A 17,578-nucleotide genomic window follows, 5' to 3' on the forward strand; every position below is an offset into this window, starting at 1 on the left:
ATCCGGATCAGGTCCGGACGCGTGTGCCAGTGCAACAAAAAACCCCTCGTGCCGGGTGGCAAGCGAGGGGAGCGCGTCGGTGGTGTCGAGCGGGGACATGCAGGCCCCAGCTTCAGCCGACGCGCTTTCCAAGTACGAGAATTCGGGTGCGCATGGCATTGACCCTCCCTCCGGCGGGAGGTGGATGTCAAGCGGGTGGGACGGGCGTCTCATTATTTGAGCCTCTACGGATGACCATCGAGCCACCGGACGGGCCACCGGCCAAGGCGGGCTGGGCCGTACCGCCCGGTACTGGGAACGTACCTCTCACGAGCGCGCGCCGCAGCCTGTATTCGTCGAGAGGTCCGGAGAAGGCCGCTCCCTGACCGTGGGTGCAGCCCATCGCCCGCAGCGCGAGCAGCTGCTCGGGGAGGTCCACCCCGTCGGCCACGGACTGCATGCCGAGGTCGTTTGCGATCCGCAACAATCCGGCCGTGATCTTGTGCAGTCTGGCCGATTCGACCACCCCTTCGACCAGCCCCCGGTCCAGCTTGAGCAGGTCCACCGGGAGCCTGCGGAGGGCGCTGATGGCCGCGTAGCCGCTGCCGAAGCCGTCCAGGGCGATCCGTACGCCGAGCCGGTGCAGGGCCGTCAGACGGCGCTCCAGCTCGTCGAAGGGCACCCTGGGGTCCGAGGCGGCCAGTTCGAGCACCAGGGACCCGGAGGGCAGCCCGTGGCGGGCCAGCAGGGCCTCCACGCCGGCGCCCGGCACGGAGCGGTCCAGCAGCCGCTGGGCGGTGATCCTCACGGCCACTGGTACGTCGTGCCCGGCCCGGTGCCGCTCGGCGGCCTGCTCGACGGCCTCCTCCAGGAGCCATCGGCCCAGTTCGGCGGTGCGCGAGCCGTCCGGCCCGGCCGCCGGACCGCCCTCGCTGTGCTCGGCCACCCGGAGGAACTCGGCCGGGGTGAACAGGATCCCCTGGGCGGAGCGCCAGCGGGCCTGCGCGGCCACGGCGGTGACCTCGCCGGTGGCCAGGCAGACCACGGGCTGGTGCAGCAGGGCGAACTCGCCCTCGTGCAGTGCGGTGCGCAGCCGCCCGGCGAGCTCGGCCTTGCGGACGACCTCGGCCTGCATCTGGGGCGCGTACAGCTCGACCCGGTCCTTGCCGCCGGCCTTGGCCCGGTACATCGCGAGGTCCGCGTTGCGCATCAGGTCCGAAGGGGTGATGCCGGGGTCGGCGAAGGCGACCCCGATGCTGGCGGCCACCCGGACCTCGCTCCCCGCGATGCGGTAGGGCTGGGAGAGGGTGGCGCGCAGCCGGTCGGCGATGTCGTGGACCTGGTACTCGCGGGCACTGCGGTCGCGGCTGCCGTCGCCGAGGATCAGCGCGGCGAACTCGTCGCCGCCGAGGCGGGCGGCGGTGTCCCCGGCCCGGACGGCGTCCTGGAGCCGGCGGGCGGCCTCGACGAGGAGCTCGTCGCCGGCCTGGTGGCCGATGGTGTCGTTGACGGCCTTGAAGCCGTCGAGGTCGATGAAGAGCACGGCGGTGCTGTGGTCGCCGGCCCGGCGGCCGGTGAGGGCCTGGCGGACCCGGCGGGTGAACAGCGCCCGGTTGGGCAGGTCGGTCAGCGGGTCGTGCTCGGCGCTGTGCTGGAGCTGCGCCTGGAGGCGGACCCGCTCGGTGACGTCGCGGCTGTTGAGGATGAGCCCGCCCTGGTGCCGGTTGACGGTGGACTCCACGTTGAGCCACTCGCCGCCGCCCGACTTGAACCGGCACTCGATGCGGGTGGTGGGCTCCTCGGCGGGCGGGGCGGCCAGGAAGCGGCGCACCTCGTGGACCACCCGGCCGAGGTCGTCGGGGTGGATCAGGGCGGCGAGCTCGGTGCCGACCAGCTCCTCGGCCTCGCGGCCGTAGACCCCGGCGGCGGCGGGGCTGACGTAGCGCAGGGTTCCGGTGGGCGCGGCGATCATGATGACGTCGCTGGAACCCTGGACCAGGGAGCGGAAGTGGTTCTCCTTCTGGGCCAGTTCCTGGGTGAGCGCGATGTTGTCGAGGAGCATGATGCCCTGGCGGATGACGAGGGCGAGGACGACGGTGCAGCCCGTGAAGACCACCATCCGGTCCACCTTCCGGCCGTCCACCACGTTGTAGAGGATGCCGAGGGTGCAGACGGCGGCCGCCAGGTACGGGGTGAGCGCGGGCAGCGAGCCGGTGATGGGGCGGCTGTACTGGCGCTCCGGCCGCGGCGGTGCGGGACGGGGCGCGGACTCGGACCGGCGGGCGCCCCAGGGAGCGTAGGCGAGCAGCAGCGAGCCCGCGAACCAGCCGGCGTCGAGGATCTCCCCCGAGCTGTAGGTGGTGTTGAGCAGCGGCGAGGTGAACAGGGCGTCGCTCAGGACGGTCAGGGCGAGGGCCGCGATGGCCGTGTTGACGGCCGAGCGGTTGTTCGCGGAGCGCCGGAAGTGCAGCACCAGGACCATCGAGACCAGCGCGATGTCGAGGAGCGGGTACGCGAGCGAGAGCGCGGCGCGCGGGACGCTGCCGGGGGCGCCCGACTGGGCGGTGCGGGCGGCGTTGGCGAGGGCCAGGCTCCAGGACAGGGTCAGCAGCGAGCCGCCGATGAGCCAGGAGTCGAGGCCGAGGCAGACCCATCCGGCGCGGGTGACCGGCCGTTTGGCCAGGACGAGCAGGCCCACGATGGCGGGCGGTGCGAAGCAGAGGAAGGCGAAGTCGGCGAGCGAGGGCTCGGGGACCTTCTGGCCGAGGACCACCTCGTACCAGCCCCAGACGGCGTTCCCCAGGCCGCCCATGAGCGAGGAGAAGGCGAACATCAGCCAGGCGGGGCGTTCACGCCGGTCGATCGTGCGGGCGTAGTGGTAGCAGGAGACGGCGGCCAGTAATCCGGCGGCGCTGAGGCCGAAGTCGCCCATGATCTTGGCGAGTTCGGGTGATCCCCAGCCGAGGGCGGCTCCGACGGCGTAGCCGCCGCTGACCAGCGCGAGGAGGAGTTGCGCAGCGAGGCCCCGGGTCCCTCCGCCCGCGACCGGCGGCCGGGTCAGCAGCGCCGCCCCCGGGGCGCTCACCGGTGCCCCTCGCCGGCCGGTTCTGGCGCGGTCCAGTCCCGGCACAGTCGCCGCCGGCGGCTCTGCCGCATCGGATCCTTCGTCCATTGGCCGTGCATCGCCCGTCGCCCCCCAAAGTGTCCGATCACTCCCCAGCGCCAGACGTACGTGGCGCAGCCCCTTGTTCCGGACGATACACCACTTTCGTCACTCAGCGACATAGCTTCTCTACGCTCAGTCACCAAGAGGGGGGTCCTGGCCACCGGTCGCGCACGCACCGTCGCCCAGCGTAGCCGCGCGCCACCGCGAAGTGCGGGACGCGCCCGCATCAGTCCTTGATCAGGACGGTGTTGTGTACCTCCTCCCCGGCGGCGAACCGGGCGAGCTGCCGGGCCACGAGCCGCTTGGCCCGGGGTTCGAACGCCGAACTGCTGCCCCCCACATGAGGGGTGATCAGGAGGTTCGGGGCGTGCCAGAGGGCGTGGCCGGCGGGCAGCGGCTCCGGGTCGGTGACGTCGACCGCGGCGCGCAGCCGGCCCGACTCCAGTTCCGCCAGCAGGGCCGCGGTGTCGACCACCGGCCCCCGAGAGACGTTGACGAGCAGGGCCCCGTCCTTCATCCGCCCGAGGAAGGCGGCGTCGACGAGCCCCCGGGTGTCCGCGGTCAGCGGGGTGGTGAGGACCACCACGTCCGCGTCCGGGAGGAGTCCGGGGAGGCCGGCGAGGGCGTGGACCGGCCCGTGCGGGGCGGTGCGGGCCGAGCGGGCGACACGGGTGATCCGGCCGCACTCGAAGGGGGCCAGCCGGTCCTCGACGGCCGCGCCGATCGCCCCGTAGCCGACGATCAGGACGGACCGGTCGGCGAGGGCCTCGTAGAAGCCGCCGTGCCACTCCTCGCGGTCCTGGCCGCGCACCATGCCGGGGATGCCGCGCAGGGAGGCCAGGACGAGGGTGAGGGCGAGTTCGGCGGTGCTGGCCTCGTGCACGCCCCGGGCGTTGCACAGCCGCACGCCGGGGCGGAGGTCACCGAGGCCGGGCAGGACGTGGTCGATGCCCGCGGTGAGGGTCTGCACCACCCGGAGGGCGGGCATCCGGGCGAGCGGACGCAGGGTCACCTCCTGGGACTTCATGTACGGGGTGACGTAGAAGACGCAGTCGGCCGGGTCGGCCGGAAAGGCGTCCTCGCCGTCCCACCGGCGGTAGCGGAAGCAGTCGGGGAGGCCGTCGATCTCTCCGGGCGGGAAGGGGAGCCAGACGTCCCCGGTCGTTGCAGTCATGATCACGAGGCTATGCGAAGGGAACTGGATCAAGCCGTTAGTTTGAGGGCCGGACCGGGACCGGGCCGGAAGGGGGACGCAGGGGTGGAGCGCAGGTCGATCGGGTCGGGACCGCTGACGGTCGGAGCCATAGGGCTCGGCTGCATGCCGATGAGCTGGGCCTACGCGCCTTCGCGCCGGCGGGGCGAGGAATCGCTGCGCACCCTGCACACGGCGCTGGACCTGGGGGCGAACCTGCTGGACACGGCCGACCTGTACGGGCCCTACACCAACGAGCTGGTGCTGGGCCGGGTGCTGCGGGAGCGGCGGGCCGAGGCCTTCGTGTCCGCCAAGGTGGGGCTGCGGGCGGGCGAGGGGCACGTGGTGGCGGACGGGCGGCCCGGGTACGTGCGGCGGGCGTGCGACGCCTCGCTGCGGCGGCTGCGGACCGACGTCATCGACCTGTACCAGCTGCACCGGGTGGATCCGGAGGTGCCCGTGGAGGAGACCTGGGGTGCCATGGCGGAGCTGGTGCAGGCGGGGAAGGTGCGGGCGCTGGGGTTCTGCGCGCTGGGCGCGGGGGCCGGGCCGGGCGCGGGGCGGCGCGGGGACCGGGGGTACCGCACGACGCTGCGGCAGCTGGACCGGGTGCAGCAGGTGTTCCCGGTGACGGCGGTGCAGGCGGAGCTGTCGGTGTGGTCGCCGGAGGCGGCGTGGCAGCTGCTGCCGTGGTGTGCGGCGCGCGGGGTGGGGATGCTGGCGGCGATGCCGCTGGGCAGCGGGTTCCTGACCGGGACGCTGACGCCGGGGCAGGGGTTCGAGGAGGCGGACGTGCGGGCGCGGCACCCGCGGTTCACGGCGCACGCGATGGCCTCCAACCAGGTGCTGGTGGCGGGGCTGCGGCGGGTGGCCCGGCGGCACGGACCCGAGGTCACGGCGGCGCAGGTGGCGCTGGCCTGGGTGCTGGCGCAGGGGCCGCACGTACTGCCGGTGCCGGGGGCGGAGCGGGCCCGGTGGGCGGCGGAGAACGCCCGGGCGGCGGAGGTGCGGCTCACGGCGGCGGAGCTGGCCGAGATAGCGGCGCTGCCGGCGGCGGTGGGAGCCTGGGACTAGGACGCGGCGGCCGGATCCCGTCCGTTCCCCCAGGTCCACTCGATCGGGTGTACGAGGGGTGGAACTTCGGGAGCGGCCGGGTCTGTTGAGAGTGGTGAAGGGCAGGACTGGAGGACACCGGACAGGGGACGGACGACCGGAGGGGAGCGGGACGATGCGGTACGGGCAGTTCCACAGGGACGGGGCGGTACGGGGCCGGGCACCGGGGTACGGGGGCGGCCGCGCGCGGCGCCGGGGCGTGCTGGCGGGGCTGGCGCTCGCCGGGTGCGGAGCCCTGCTGACGGCGGGCTGTTCCCCGCCGGACGGCGAGCGGTCCGGGCCGGGCGCCTCCCCGCCGGGCTCGCCGCCGGCGTCCTCGGGGGCGTCGGGGTCCGCGGTGAAGGGGTCGGTGACGGTGTCGGGCGAGGTCGCCGGGGGGCTGGAGTCCCCCTGGGGCGTGGCCCCGCTGCCCGGCGGGGACCTGCTGGTCGCCTCCCGCGACAAGGGCACGGTCAGCCGGGTGCGGACGGACACGGGCGCGGTGACGCGGATCGGTGAGGTCCCCGGGGTGGCCCCCGGCGGGGAGGGCGGGCTGCTGGGGCTCGCCCTGTCCCCCGACTTCGCCTCGGACCGGATGGTCTACGCCTACTTCACCACCGAGTCCGACAACCGGATCGCCCGGATGCGGTACGACGAGCAGAGACCGGCCGGGCAGCAACTGGGCGCACCCGACACGGTGTTGCGGGGGATCCCCAAGGGGCTCATCCACAACGGCGGCCGGATCGCCTTCGGCCCGGACCGGATGCTCTACGCCGGCACCGGCGAGACCGGGGACACGGCGCTGGCGCAGGACAGGAAGTCACTGGGCGGGAAGATCCTGCGGATGACCCCGGACGGGAAGCCGGCGGACGGCAATCCGGAGGCGGGCTCCGTCGTCTACTCCTTCGGGCACCGCAATGTGCAGGGGCTCGCCTGGGACGGGGACAAGCGGCTGTGGGCGTCCGAGTTCGGCCAGCGCACCTGGGACGAGCTGAACCTCGTCGAGCCCGGCGGGAACTACGGCTGGCCGGAGGCGGAGGGGAAGGCCGGCAAGGCGGGCTTCCGCGATCCGGTGGCGGTGTGGAAGACGGACGAGGCCTCGCCGAGCGGGATCGCCTGGGCGGAGGGGGCGATCTGGATGGCCGGGCTGAGGGGCGAGCGGCTGTGGCGGATCCCGCTGGAGGGGACCGCCGCCGCGGCACAGCCGGAGGCCTTCCTCCGGGGGAAGTACGGCCGGCTGCGCACGGTGGTGTCCCTCGGCGGGGGCGAGGTGCTGCTGGTGACGAGCGAGACGGACGGGCGCGGGTCGCCGAAGCCGGGCGACGACCGGATCCTGAAGCTGACGGTGCGGTGACCTGAGCGGCCCCGGAGGGGCGGAAGGCGGGACGTGCGCGGTGTTCAACATGATCGAGGAACTGTTCAACCCGGGACGCAAGCACACGGACGAGGAGAAGAAGCGGCTGGAGCTGTCCCGGACCGACGTCGGTGACGGCGATCCGGGACGGGGCCCCATAGACCTCGACTCCGGCAAGGTGCTCATACGCCCGGCCGAGGCCCACGGGCCCGGCGCGGACGACGGGGGCGAGCCGGTCTAGGAGCGTCCTCCCGGGGGCACGGGGGACGGCGGGACGAGCGGTGCGCCGAACAGGCGCAGCCGGTGGGCGAGGGCCGCGGCCTCGCCCCGGCTCGCGACTCCGAGTTTGGCCAGGATGTTCGACACGTGCACGCTGGCCGTCTTCGGGGAGATGAAGAGCTCCTCCGCGATGCCGCGGTTGGTGCTGCCCGCGGCGACGAGGCGCAGGACGTCACGTTCGCGGCTGGTCAGCCCCAGGGCCTCGATGGGGTCGGTGTCCGGGACCGGGGCGGCCCGGTGGGCCTCCTCGGCGGTCAGCGGGAGCCGGGCGCGCTGCGCGAGCAGGGCGAGGTCCTCCCGGAGCCGTCGGGAGCCGAGCCGGTCGGCGGCGGCGTGGGCGTCGCGGAGCAGGTCGGCGGCGGTCTCGCGGTCCCCGCCCGAGACGAGGAGCGCCTCGGCGAGCCGGTGGCGGGCCCGGGCGAGCAGGTAGGGGCGCTGGAGGGGGCGCACGGCGGCCTCGACCGCGGTCCAGTCGGCGACGGCGTCCCGGTCCTCGGCGCGGAGCAGCTCGGCCCCCAGGTACTCGGCGTGCGCGGCCCATACCGGGACCGGGGTGGCCAGGGTCCGGGCGGCGGTGCGCAGTACCTCCAGGGCGGCTGCGCGGCCGGCGTCGGCGGCCGGCAGGCCCCGGGCGTCCGCCTCGGCGGAGGCGGAGGCCAGCAGCAGCGGCCAGGCGTAGCGGTGCTGGCCGAGCGGGAAGCCGTGGGCCACGGCGTCGGCGGTCTCGGCGCGGACGTCGGCGATGCGGCCCTCGCCGTCGGCCAGTCCGATGGCCAGCCGGTAGAGCGGGAGCCGGTGCTGGGGCTGGCGGTCGTGGGTGCCGAAGTGGGCGTGGGCGGCGGCGAGCTGCTGGGCGGCCTCGGTGAACTCGCCCCTGGCCAGGGCGAGGTAGGCGAGGCGGGCGGAGGCGGAGCCGCGCGGGGCGGCGCTCTGGCCGACGCGCAGGGTGCGGCGGGCCGCTTCGGCGGCCTCGTCCCAGCGGCCGAGGCTGTACAGGCTCTCCGCCATGTTCCCGCAGACCCAGGCCTCGGTGTCCAGGAGCCGGGACCTGCTGACGAGTTCGACCCCTTGTTCGGCCAGTTCCACGGCTTCGCGGGACCGGCCCATGGATTCGAGTTGGGAGGTGATGTTCACGTGAGCGCGACCCGCGACCACGGTGAGTCCGAGGGCGGCGGCGCGGTCCTTGACCGCGTGCAGTTCGGCGAGGCCGTTGGTGCCGTCACCGGAGTCGGTGAGCAGGCAGCCGTAGGTGATCCGGGCGTTGAGCTCGGTCTCCTCGGCGCCGATCATGCGGGCGTACTCCACGGCCCGTTCGGCGGCGGCGAGGTTGCCGGGGCCGGGGTTGTGGAGCATGCCCCAGCCGGCGGCACGGACGAGGACGTCGGCGTGCACCTGGGACGGGGGCAGCCCCTTGACCAGTTCCTGGGCCGTGGCGATCTCGTGCCAGCCGTCGCCCCGGCCGAGGTTGGCGACGAGGCGGGAGCGCTCGGTCCAGAACCAGGCGGCGCGCAGCGGGTCTTCGCCGTCCTCTTCGAGGGTGCGCAGGGCCAGCTTGGTGAGTTTCAGGGCGCGTTCGCGTTCGCCTCCGAAGCGGGCGGCGACGGTGGCCTCGGCGAGCAGGTCGAGGCGCTGGAGCGGCGTGGTGGCCGGGTCGCAGCCGCAGGGCGGGTAGACCTCGGTGTAGTCCGCGGGGCGCAGGGCGGCGCGGACCTCGTCGGGAACGCCGTCCCACAGGTCCATGGCCCGTTCCAGCAGGCTGAGCTGCTCGGAGTAGGCGTGCCGGCGGCGGGCGGTGACGGAGGCGGCGAGGACCGCGGGCAGGGCCTTGGCGGGGTCGTTGGCGGCGTACCAGTAGTTGGCCAGCCGGATGACCCGCTCCTCGGCCCGGAGCAGCGTCGCGTCCTCTTCCATGGCCTCGGCGTAGCGGCGGTTGACGCGGGCGCGCTCGCCGGGCAGCAGGTCGTCGCTGACCGCCTCGCGGACCAGGGAGTGGCGGAAGCGGTAGCCGTCGCCGTCACTGGTGGCGAGGAGGATGTTGGCGCCGACGGCGGCCCGCAGGGCCTCGATCAGTTCGTCCTCGCCGAGCCGGACGACGGCGCGCAGCAGTGCGTACTCGACGGTGGAGCCGCCCTCGGCGACGATGCGCACCACGCGCTGGGCGGCGTCGGGCAGTACTTCGACGCGGACGAGCAGGAGGTCGCGCAGGGATTCGGTGAGCCCGGTGCGGCAGCCGCTCTCCTGGGAGGCGACGAGTTCCTCGACGAAGAAGGCGTTGCCGTCGGAGCGGTCGAAGACGGAGTCGACGAAGCTCTCCTCGGGCTGCGACGCGAGGATCCCGGCGAGCTGGCGGCGCACCTCGGCCCGGTTGAAGCGGGGCAGTTCGATGCGGTGGACGGTGCGGAGCCGGTCGAGTTCGGCGAGCAGCGGGCGCAGCGGGTGGCGGCGGTGTATGTCGTCGGCGCGGTAGGTCGCGACGAGGACGAGGCGGCCGCGGGCGAGGGTGCGGAAGAGATAGGCCAGCAGGTGGCGGGTGGAGGTGTCCGCCCAGTGCAGGTCCTCCAGGACGAGGACGACGGTGCGGTCGGCGGCGAGGCGTTCCAGCATCCTGGCGGTGAGTTCGAAGAGGCGGGCGGTGCTCTCCTCGTCGTGGGGGCCGCGGGGTGTCTCGCCGAGTTCGGGGAGGATCCGGGCGAGTTCGTCCTCCTGGCCGGCCGCGGCCTCGGCCAGTTCGCCGGGGAACAGGCGGAGCAGGGTGCGCAGGGCAGTGGAGAAGGGGGCGAAGGGAAGTCCCTCCGCCCCTATCTCGACACAGCCTCCGACCGCCACCACGGCGCCGCGGCGGGCGGCTTCCGTGAGGAACTCCTCGGTCAGCCGGGTCTTGCCGACTCCGGCCTCTCCTCCGATGAGCAGGGCCTGCGGCTCCTGGCCGGCGGCGCGCCCCAGGGCGTCGACGAGTGCGGCCAGTTCGTCGGCTCGGCCGACGAACACCGGGCTGACAGATCTGGTCTCCACGCCGCCGAGCATCGCACACGCGTCCGGTCCGGTGGCAGTGGTCGTCACTGTGCTTGTCATGTCGCGCAGGTCCGGGCGTTCCGCGGCGCGGGTTACGCGGCGCGGGTGAAGAGGCCGCGGTGGCGACTCACCCGCCTTTCGGATTCCTGGCTCCGGGACGCCTTCTTGGCCTCCTGGGCGGCCCGGTACCGGTCGGCCTCGCGGATGAGGTCGGCGCGGCGGGCGGTGGCGATCTCGTACTCGAACATCTCGTTCTCCCTGGTTGCTCTTCTCGGGCACCTCGTTCGGTGTGATCCAAGATTCGCTTCCCAGAGGGGTGCGGCACATGGGGCTGATGCCGCATCTCCGCAGTGCCGGGGTCCTTAGGCCGGGGCCCGGGTGGCCTGAGCCGGCCTGGGGCGGCCTAAGGCGGGGCGGGAGGTCCCGTAAGGCGGTGCCTACTCGGCGGCCGTGGGGAGGGGGAAGAGCACGTCGAAGTACATGAGGCCGAAGAGCAGGACCCCGAGGAGGCCCAGGGCGACGGCGGCCCAGGAGACGGAGCGGACCCAGGCGGGGTGGACCCGGCCGGGGGCGCCGAAGGCGGGACCGGCGAGGACGAAGACGGCGAGGAGGAGGGCGAGGGTGGAGAGGACACCGTTGACGAGGGCGGTCATGTGCCAGGCGTCGCCGTACAGGGCGGCGATCTTCTCCTTGGCGGTGGTCGCGCTGACGGACTCGATCTGGCCGATGAGCGTCTGGCGTTCGGCGGCGACGCGGGAGACCCAGCTACCGCTGAGGGCGACGAGGCCCAGGCCCGCGGCGACGACGGCGGAGGCGGCGGCTCCGACGCCGGTGCTCCGCTCGGGGGCGTCCTCGTCGAGGCCGTCGGCGTCTTCGTCCTCGGCGTCCGCTCCGTCCTCGGCGGCCTCGGCGTCGGCGGTGTCCTCGGCGGCCGCGGGGGTGCCGTTCTGCTCGCCGTCCGGGGCAGCGGCGGGTGCGGCGGCTGCCGCGGCGGGGGTGGCCGCCTTGTCCTCGGGGGTGTCCGCGTCCGCGTCGGGGGCGGTCGGGACGGGGGTCTTCGTGGTGTCCATGCGGGGCACCGTAAGCGGCGTTTCTGAGAGCTTCCTGAGAGGCCCGGGCGGGCTCCGCCGCAGGTGGGCCGCGGGCCCCCGGCGGTGGGGGTCACGGCCGGCGGGCGGCGGCCCGTTCGTGGGCGAGGACGGCCCAGACCTCGGTGTCCTGGCGGACGCCGCGGTGGAGGTGGTTCTGCCGCAGGACGCCCTCGCGGGTCAGCCCGAGGCGTTCGGCGACGGCGATGCTCGCCGCGTTCCCGGAGGCCACGTGCCATTCCACGCGGTGCATGCCGCGTACGTCGAAGGCCCAGTCGAGCAGGATCCGGCAGGCCTTGGTGACCAGGCCCCGGCCGGCCGCGGCGGGCTCCAGCCAGCAGCCGACCTCGCAGGTGCCGGCGGCGGGGTCGAAGGTCCGGAAGAGCACCCCGCCGACGAGCGTGCCGTCGACCCGGATGCCGTAGAGCCTGGCGCCGTCCCGGGCGGCCTCCTCCGCCTTGGAGCCGAGCAGGTGCCGCGCCGACGGGAGGTCGGTGACGCGGTCCGGGAGGCCGATGAACCGCCCGATGAACTCGCGGCCCCGGTCCATGTGCGCCAGGAACTCCTCGGCGTGCCAGACCTCCAGCGGGAACAGCTGGGCGTCGTCGGCGAGGTCTATCGCGAACATGAGGGGTTCCTTACGGCTCGTGACCGGTCAGCGGGGCGTGCGGGCGGCGGGCTCGGCCTGGTCGGCGTCCGGCCGCTGCGACGGAAGTGTCGCACGGGGAGCGGTGCGTTCCGGGGGCTCAATGCTGATGCGGGGCAGGCGGCGGTCGAGCCAGGCGGGGATCCACCAGTTCGCGCCGCCGAGCATGTGCATGAGCGCCGGGACGAGCAGGGTGCGCAGGACGAAGGCGTCGAGCGCGACGGCGGCGGCGAGCGCGATGCCGAACATCGCGATGAGCCGGTCGCCGCTGAGGACGAAGGCCAGGAAGACGGAGATCATGATGACGGCCGCCGAGTTGATCACCCGGCTGGTCTCGGCGAGGCCGACGCGGACGGCCCGCCTGTTGTCCCCGCTCTCCAGCCACTCCTCGTACATCCGGCTGACCAGGAAGACCTGGTAGTCCATGGAGAGCCCGAAGAGGACCGACACCATGATCACGGGCAGGAAGGGCTCGATCGGCCCGGCGCTGCCCAGGCCCAGCGGTTCGCTCCCCCAGCCCCACTGGAAGATCGCGACGACGACGCCGAAGGAGGAGGCGACGGCGGCGACGTTCATGGCGGCGGCCTTGAGCGGTATGCCGATGGAGCGGAAGGCGAGCAGCAGCAGGACGCAGCCGAGCGCGATGACCACCCCGACGAAGAGGGGCAGTTTGCCGACGATGACCTCGGCGAAGTCGTCGTAGCCGGCCGTCACCCCGCCGACGTGGGCGTCCATGGTGCTGCCGTGTCCGGCGCGGGGGATGACGTCCCGGCGCAGGGTGTCGACGAGTTCGCTGGTGGCCCGGGACTGCGGGGCGGAGTCGGGGACGACGGTGAGGACGGCGGTGTCCCCGCTGCGGTTGAAGACGGCCGGGCCGGCGGAGGCGACGCCGTCGGTGGCGCGCAGGGCTTCCGCCAGCCGCTCGACGGCGACGCGGTCCCCCGCCCCGTCGAGCCGGGCGACGACGCTGAGCGGGCCGTTCGTGCCGGGCCCGAAGCCTTCGGCCAGCAGGTCGTAGGCCTTGCGGGTGGTGGACGAGGCGGGGTTGTTGCCCTGGTCGGAGGTGCCGAGGTGGAGCGAGAGGGTGGGCAGCGCGAGCACGGCCATCACCAGGGCCGCGACCAGTCCGAGCAGTTTGGGGTGGCGTTCGACGAAGGCGGACCAGCGGGCGGCGAACCCGGTGGGCGGCTGGGGCCGGGGGCCCTCGGCGGCGAGCCTGCGCCGTTCGCGGCGCGAGAGGGCCCGCATGCCGATGTACGAGAGGAGGGCGGGCAGCAGGGTGACAGAGGCCGCCACGGTGAGGATCACCGTGAGGGACGCGGCTATCGCGACCCCGTTGAGGAAGTTCAGCCGGAGCACCAGCATGCCGAGCAGGGCTATGCAGACGGTGGCCCCGGCGAACACCACGGCCCGGCCGGTGGTGGCGACGGCGCTCGCGGCGGCTTCCTCGACGCCGAGGCCGCGCGCCAGGCCCTTGCGGTGCCGGGTGACGATGAACAGGGCGTAGTCGATGCCGACGCCGAGGCCGACGAGGGTGCCCAGCATCGGGGCGAAGTCGGCGACGGGCATGGCGTGCCCGAGGAGGGTGATGCCGAAGTAGGCGCTGCCGACGCTGACGAGGGCGGTCGCGATGGGCAGGAGGCTCGCGGCGAGGGAGCCGAAGGCGAGGAAGAGGACCACGGCGGCGATGCCGACGCCGATGACCTCGGCGAGGTGGGCGCTGGGCGCCTCGGTCAGGCCGATGGCGCGGCCGCCGAGTTCGACCTGGAGGCCGTCCGCCTCGGTGGCGGGGTTCTTCGCGGTGTCGACGACGGCCCTGGCCTGGGCCTTGGGCACGGCGTCGGCCTGCCGGTCGAAGGTGACCACCGCGTAGGCGGTGCGGCCGTCGGGGCTGATCTGCGCGGCCCCGGCGGGGCCCGCCGCGTAGGGGCTCGCGACCGATGCCACTCCGGGCAGGGCCGCGACGGCGTCCAGGGCCCGGGTCATGCGCTGTTCGATGTCCGGGGTGCGTGCCGTCCGGTCGTCCGGGGCCCGCCACACGATGGTGTCGGTGTCGCCGCCCTGGCCGTGGAAGCCCTCCCGCAGCAGGGCGTGGGCCTTGGCCGACTCCGTGCCGGGGACTTCGTAGTCGTTGGAGAACGCGGTTCCGGTCGCTCCGGCCGCCGCGGCGGTCCCGCCGAGGGCGAGCAGCCAGATCAGAACGGTGACCAGTCGGTGCCGCAGGCACCACCGTGCGATTGCTGCCAACGGACGTGCTCCCTGGTGGTTCGGATCTTCACCGGGAGGTAGCCCGACGCAAAGAACTCATGAACTCGTGAACTTGTGAAGGTTCGGCCGCGGGGTCCACCGTGGCCAGGGTGGTCTACACCTCGATTGACACGATTCCAGCCTTTCGTGATCGTTGGCTGGTTTCGTGTGCATCGTCACAGGCATGTGGCGGGATGCGGGACCTTGGTCACTGGCGCTCCGGGGCGGACGGCTCGTCGGCCCGGTAGCCGGGGAGCGAGGGCCAGCGGACGGTGAGGACCACCGAGTCCTCCTCCGCGTACCAGGAGTGGTCGACCCCGCGCCCCCAGACCACGTAGTCCCCCTGCTCGGCAAGGACCACGGTGCGGCCGGGGAACTCCAGCCGGAACCGGCCGCTGATCAGCACCTGGAGGGCGGTGCGGCGCTCGCCGGTCACCCACCGCCCGCGCTCCTCGCCCTTGGGGTGGACCCCCCACTTGATCTCGACGTCCTCGCTGTGGCGGGGATCGCCGGGTGCCTTGAAGTGGCCGAGGAGCCAGCCCCGGTCGGCGGCGGCGTCGGGGGTGGCCTTACCGGTGTGGATCAAGGAGTCGTCGTTCACGGGGTGAGGCTAATGCAGTTGTGGGAACGGCCCCGCACCTGGTCGGCTGCCCCCCATGACGATGGATCTCGATGAACTGCTGAAGGTGCGCGACCGCTACGACGCGGAGATGCGGCGCGACGCGCAGCCCGACGCCGCACACGCACGGGTGGAGCGGGTGGGCCGGGTCGTGCGCCAGACCGTGCCGGGACTCGGCTGGAACGGCGTGCTCTGGTCGGACCTCAACGAGGACACCGCGGACGCGGAGATCGCGGCGCAGGTGGCTCACTTCGGGGCGCGCGGCGAGGACGGGGGCGGGCCGGAGTTCGAGTGGAAGCTGTACTCCCACGACCGCCCGGCGGACCTCGGGGACCGGCTGCTCGCCGCCGGGTTCGTGCCGGAGCCGCCGGAGACGCTGCTGGTGGCGCGCACGGCCGATCTCGCCGCCCTGCCGGTGGAGCCGCCGGAGGGGGTCACGCTGCGGGTGGTGACGGACGAGGCGGGGGTGGACCTGATGATGGACGTGCACCACCGGGCCTTCGGCACGGAGCGGCCCCGCATCCGGGAGCAGATGCTCTCGTTGCTGCGGGACGAGCCGGACACCATCGAGGCCGTGGTGGCGATGGCCGGGGACGTCCCCGTCAGCGCGGCCCGGATGGAGATGCGCCCGGGCAGTGCCTTCGCCGGCCTGTGGGGCGGCGGCACCGACCCGCAGTGGCGCGGCCGCGGCATCTACCGCCTGCTGGTGGCCCACCGCGCCCGCGTGGCGGCAGCCCGGAACATCCCCTACCTCCAGGTCGACGCCTCGGACGACAGCCGCCCGATCCTGGAGCGCCTGGGCTTCGGCGTGCTCGGCGTGACGACCCCCTACCTGTGGACGGGCACCGCCTCCTGACCCCGCGCCGGGTCCGGGGTCCTCGCCGGCCCGGAAATGCGTTTCGCGGGACCGCGGCGGCGGGAGAGGATCCCGTCATGCAGAACACGGAACGCACGGGGCCGCCGCTGACCGCCGGGGAGCGCGAGACGCTCCGGGCCTACCTCGACTTCCACCGGGCCACCCTCGCCCTCAAGTGCGAGGGGCTCGACGACGAGGAGCTGCGGCGGCAGGCGTCACCGCCGTCCACCCTGTCCCTGCTGGGGCTGGTGCGGCACATGGCCGAGGTGGAACGGCAGTGGTTCCGGCGCACGATCGGCGGCGCCGACGTACCGCACCTGTGGTCCGACGAGCGCGACTTCCAGGCGGCGTACGACGCCGCGGACGCGACCCGCGCCGAGGCGTTCGCCGCCTGGGAGGCGGAGGTGGAGCACTCCCGCGCCGTCGAGGCCGCCGCGGAGTCCCTGGAGGTGACGGTGTACGTCCCCCGGTGGGAGCAGGAGGCCTCGCTGCGCCTGGTGATGCTCCACATGATCAACGAGTACGCCCGCCACAACGGCCACGCCGACTTCCTCCGCGAGGCCGTCGACGGCACGGTCGGGGTGTAGCCCGGAACGCGGGGGCGGGCGCCGGCCCCTACCCGGCGCGCCAGTAGCCCAGGCTGTTCACCCGCTGCTTCGGCAGGCCCAGTTCCTTCTTGAGGTAGCCCGCCAGCTCCCGGGTGGTCGCCGTGTCGCAGGCCAGCCAGACGTACGCGCCGGCCCGGTCCGGGCCGAGCAGCTCCGGCAGTTCGGCCCGCACCCGCCCGGCCAGGGCCGAACCGCCGCGCGCCACCCGCCGGACGTCGTGCCGGCCCGGTTCGGCGCGCAGCGGCAGCTCCGCGTCGGAGTCGTGCTGGGTTTCGAACCAGATGGTGGCCGGGGTGCTCGGGTAGGCGTCCAGCAGGGAGTTGACGGCCGGCAGGGAGGCCGGGTCGCCGATCACCAGCAGCCGCTCCGGCTCCGGGTCCGGTGCCGTGAAGCCGGTGCCCTGCACGGTGGCCTCCAGGGTGTCCCCCGGCGCGGCCGTGCGCGCCCACCGGCTCGCGAGCCCGTCGTGCAGGGCGAACTCGAAGGCGAAGGTGCCGGCCGCCGGGTCGGGGTCCACCAGCGTGTAGGCCCGCTGGTGCGGACGGCTGCCGCCCTGGAACCAGGCCCGGACCCACATGGTCGGGTGCAGGGATGCGCCGGCGGCGGCCAGCAGCCCGCCGTCGCTGAAGCGGATCCTGCGGAAGTGCTCGGTGACCTCCTCCACCCCCGTGACCGTGAACGTGAAGTCCTTGCCGCGCAGCAGCTTGAGGACCACGCCCTCCCAGCCCTTGCCGACCGCCATGTCCGCCCCTCCCCTGACACCTTTACAGTAAGGCCAGCCTAACCTAAGTCGACGGGCCCTTACAGGAGGTCGTCGACCCCCGGCACCACCAGTCCGAAGAGGTCCGCGACCGTGGTCAGGGCGGCCGCCTGGAGGGTCGCCGCAGGCAGGACGGAGCCGTCCGGGGCGGCCAGGGCCCGGGTGGCGGTGGCCTCGGCGACCACCGCGGGACGGTAGCCGCGGTAGAAGGCGCCCTCGGCGGTGAAGGTGACGCACATGTGCGTCATGAACCCGGCCAGCACCAGGCCCTTGCCGCTGCCGGCCCCGAATCCGAGCCCCGTGAGGACCTTCTCCAGCTCGGTGCCGTGGAAGGCGTTCGGGACCTGCTTGACCACCACCGGCTCCCCCTCGGCCGGGGCGACCTCGGCGCTGATGGCGCCGATCTCGGCACGGATGTCGTACGGGGTCCCCACACCGCCGTCGTTGACGACGTGGACCACCGGGACGCCCGCGGCCCGGGCGCGCTCCAGCAGCCGGGCCCCCGCCGCGAGCGCCGCCCCGGCACCCTCCAGGGCCATCACGCCGGTGCGGTAGGTGTTCTGGAAGTCGACCATCACCAGGACGGAGTCGGCCAGCCGTGCCGGACGGGCCTCCAGCCCGCTCAGCTCGCGCAGGGTCGTGGACGCGGTGCTCGCACTCATGGGAATCCTCTCAAAAGG

The 17,578-nt window shown here is 73.9% G+C and carries 15 protein-coding genes; 5 read left to right on the plus strand and 10 right to left on the minus strand.

The window, feature by feature from the left end; genetic code table 11:
- Positions 1-187: 187 nt before the first annotated feature.
- Together ACIPW5_RS20455 and ACIPW5_RS20460 are read right to left on the minus strand one after the other, a co-directional pair.
- Positions 188-3,064: a putative bifunctional diguanylate cyclase/phosphodiesterase gene (locus tag ACIPW5_RS20455; protein ID WP_401246641.1), complete on the minus strand. Its 2,877-nt coding sequence runs from the start codon at positions 3,062-3,064 to the stop codon at positions 188-190.
- A 307-nt stretch (positions 3,065-3,371) separates the two neighbouring features.
- Positions 3,372-4,319, minus strand: coding sequence for a 2-hydroxyacid dehydrogenase (locus tag ACIPW5_RS20460; RefSeq protein ID WP_401246643.1), 948 nt, complete (start codon positions 4,317-4,319; stop codon positions 3,372-3,374).
- Positions 4,320-4,403: 84 nt separating this feature from the next.
- Here ACIPW5_RS20460 and ACIPW5_RS20465 point away from each other — a divergent pair, with 84 nt between their 5' ends.
- The 3 genes from ACIPW5_RS20465 to ACIPW5_RS20475 all read left to right on the plus strand — a co-directional run bounded on the left by ACIPW5_RS20465 (position 4,404) and on the right by ACIPW5_RS20475 (position 7,024).
- On the plus strand, positions 4,404-5,411 hold the full coding sequence (locus ACIPW5_RS20465; protein ID WP_401246646.1) for an aldo/keto reductase: 1,008 nt from the start codon (positions 4,404-4,406) through the stop codon (positions 5,409-5,411).
- A gap of 154 nt (positions 5,412-5,565) precedes the next feature.
- Positions 5,566-6,783 carry a PQQ-dependent sugar dehydrogenase gene (locus ACIPW5_RS20470; protein ID WP_401246648.1) on the plus strand — a complete coding sequence of 406 codons (1,218 nt, stop codon included), beginning with the start codon at positions 5,566-5,568 and terminating at the stop codon, positions 6,781-6,783.
- A gap of 49 nt (positions 6,784-6,832) precedes the next feature.
- On the plus strand, positions 6,833-7,024 hold the full coding sequence (locus ACIPW5_RS20475) for a DUF6191 domain-containing protein (protein ID WP_401246651.1): 192 nt from the start codon (positions 6,833-6,835) through the stop codon (positions 7,022-7,024).
- Here ACIPW5_RS20475 and ACIPW5_RS20480 read toward each other — a convergent pair.
- From ACIPW5_RS20480 to ACIPW5_RS20505, 6 genes are all read right to left on the minus strand, one after another.
- Complete coding sequence (locus tag ACIPW5_RS20480) at positions 7,021-10,086, minus strand: helix-turn-helix transcriptional regulator (protein ID WP_401246719.1); 3,066 nt, start codon at positions 10,084-10,086, stop codon at positions 7,021-7,023. The genes ACIPW5_RS20475 and ACIPW5_RS20480 overlap by 4 nt on opposite strands.
- Positions 10,087-10,166: 80 nt before the next feature.
- On the minus strand, positions 10,167-10,322 hold the full coding sequence (locus ACIPW5_RS20485) for a hypothetical protein (protein WP_401246653.1): 156 nt from the start codon (positions 10,320-10,322) through the stop codon (positions 10,167-10,169).
- Between the two features lie 189 nt (positions 10,323-10,511).
- On the minus strand, positions 10,512-11,144 hold the full coding sequence (locus ACIPW5_RS20490) for a hypothetical protein (protein ID WP_401246656.1): 633 nt from the start codon (positions 11,142-11,144) through the stop codon (positions 10,512-10,514).
- 91 nt (positions 11,145-11,235) lie between these two features.
- Entirely contained in the window at positions 11,236-11,790 is a 555-nt protein-coding gene (locus tag ACIPW5_RS20495; RefSeq protein ID WP_401246658.1) for a GNAT family N-acetyltransferase, read from the minus strand.
- Between the two features lie 27 nt (positions 11,791-11,817).
- Complete coding sequence (locus ACIPW5_RS20500) at positions 11,818-14,055, minus strand: MMPL family transporter (RefSeq protein WP_401246660.1); 2,238 nt, start codon at positions 14,053-14,055, stop codon at positions 11,818-11,820.
- Between the two features lie 208 nt (positions 14,056-14,263).
- Positions 14,264-14,656, minus strand: coding sequence for a signal peptidase I (locus ACIPW5_RS20505; RefSeq protein WP_401246663.1), 393 nt, complete (start codon positions 14,654-14,656; stop codon positions 14,264-14,266).
- A gap of 61 nt (positions 14,657-14,717) precedes the next feature.
- On the opposite strand from ACIPW5_RS20505, the gene ACIPW5_RS20510 reads away from it, so the two are divergent.
- Both ACIPW5_RS20510 and ACIPW5_RS20515 read left to right on the plus strand, forming a co-directional pair.
- Positions 14,718-15,530, plus strand: a complete 813-nt coding sequence (locus ACIPW5_RS20510) for a GNAT family N-acetyltransferase (RefSeq protein WP_401246721.1) — start codon at positions 14,718-14,720, stop codon at positions 15,528-15,530.
- Between the two features lie 77 nt (positions 15,531-15,607).
- A complete protein-coding gene (locus ACIPW5_RS20515) occupies positions 15,608-16,117 on the plus strand; it encodes a DinB family protein (RefSeq protein ID WP_401246665.1) in 510 nt (169 codons plus the stop codon).
- Positions 16,118-16,145: 28 nt separating this feature from the next.
- On the opposite strand, the gene ACIPW5_RS20520 is transcribed toward ACIPW5_RS20515, so the two are convergent.
- Both ACIPW5_RS20520 and ACIPW5_RS20525 read right to left on the minus strand, forming a co-directional pair.
- The gene (locus ACIPW5_RS20520; RefSeq protein ID WP_401246668.1) at positions 16,146-16,880 is read right to left on the minus strand and encodes a siderophore-interacting protein; all 735 of its coding nucleotides are present in this window, start codon (positions 16,878-16,880) and stop codon (positions 16,146-16,148) included.
- 59 nt (positions 16,881-16,939) lie between these two features.
- On the minus strand, positions 16,940-17,560 hold the full coding sequence (locus tag ACIPW5_RS20525; RefSeq protein WP_401246671.1) for an isochorismatase family protein: 621 nt from the start codon (positions 17,558-17,560) through the stop codon (positions 16,940-16,942).
- Positions 17,561-17,578: the final 18 nt, after the last annotated feature.

Origin of the sequence: Streptomyces sp. NPDC090077 (genome assembly GCF_044747545.1) — a bacterium.
In the GTDB taxonomy this organism is placed as follows: Bacteria; Actinomycetota; Actinomycetes; order Streptomycetales; family Streptomycetaceae; genus Streptomyces.

What these genes read in the sequence shown, in the direction of transcription:
- ACIPW5_RS20460 (WP_401246643.1), bottom strand. Translation starts at nt 4,319, where the DNA reads ATGACTGCAACGACCGGGGACGTCTGGCTCCCCTTCCCGCCCGGAGAG.
- ACIPW5_RS20470 (WP_401246648.1), top strand. Translation starts at nt 5,566, where the DNA reads ATGCGGTACGGGCAGTTCCACAGGGACGGGGCGGTACGGGGCCGGGCA.
- ACIPW5_RS20475 (WP_401246651.1), top strand. Translation starts at nt 6,833, where the DNA reads ATGATCGAGGAACTGTTCAACCCGGGACGCAAGCACACGGACGAGGAG.
- ACIPW5_RS20480 (WP_401246719.1), bottom strand. Translation starts at nt 10,086, where the DNA reads ATGCTCGGCGGCGTGGAGACCAGATCTGTCAGCCCGGTGTTCGTCGGC.
- ACIPW5_RS20485 (WP_401246653.1), bottom strand. Translation starts at nt 10,322, where the DNA reads ATGTTCGAGTACGAGATCGCCACCGCCCGCCGCGCCGACCTCATCCGC.
- ACIPW5_RS20490 (WP_401246656.1), bottom strand. Translation starts at nt 11,144, where the DNA reads ATGGACACCACGAAGACCCCCGTCCCGACCGCCCCCGACGCGGACGCG.
- ACIPW5_RS20495 (WP_401246658.1), bottom strand. Translation starts at nt 11,790, where the DNA reads ATGTTCGCGATAGACCTCGCCGACGACGCCCAGCTGTTCCCGCTGGAG.
- ACIPW5_RS20510 (WP_401246721.1), top strand. Translation starts at nt 14,718, where the DNA reads ATGGATCTCGATGAACTGCTGAAGGTGCGCGACCGCTACGACGCGGAG.
- ACIPW5_RS20515 (WP_401246665.1), top strand. Translation starts at nt 15,608, where the DNA reads ATGCAGAACACGGAACGCACGGGGCCGCCGCTGACCGCCGGGGAGCGC.
- ACIPW5_RS20520 (WP_401246668.1), bottom strand. Translation starts at nt 16,880, where the DNA reads ATGGCGGTCGGCAAGGGCTGGGAGGGCGTGGTCCTCAAGCTGCTGCGC.
- ACIPW5_RS20525 (WP_401246671.1), bottom strand. Translation starts at nt 17,560, where the DNA reads ATGAGTGCGAGCACCGCGTCCACGACCCTGCGCGAGCTGAGCGGGCTG.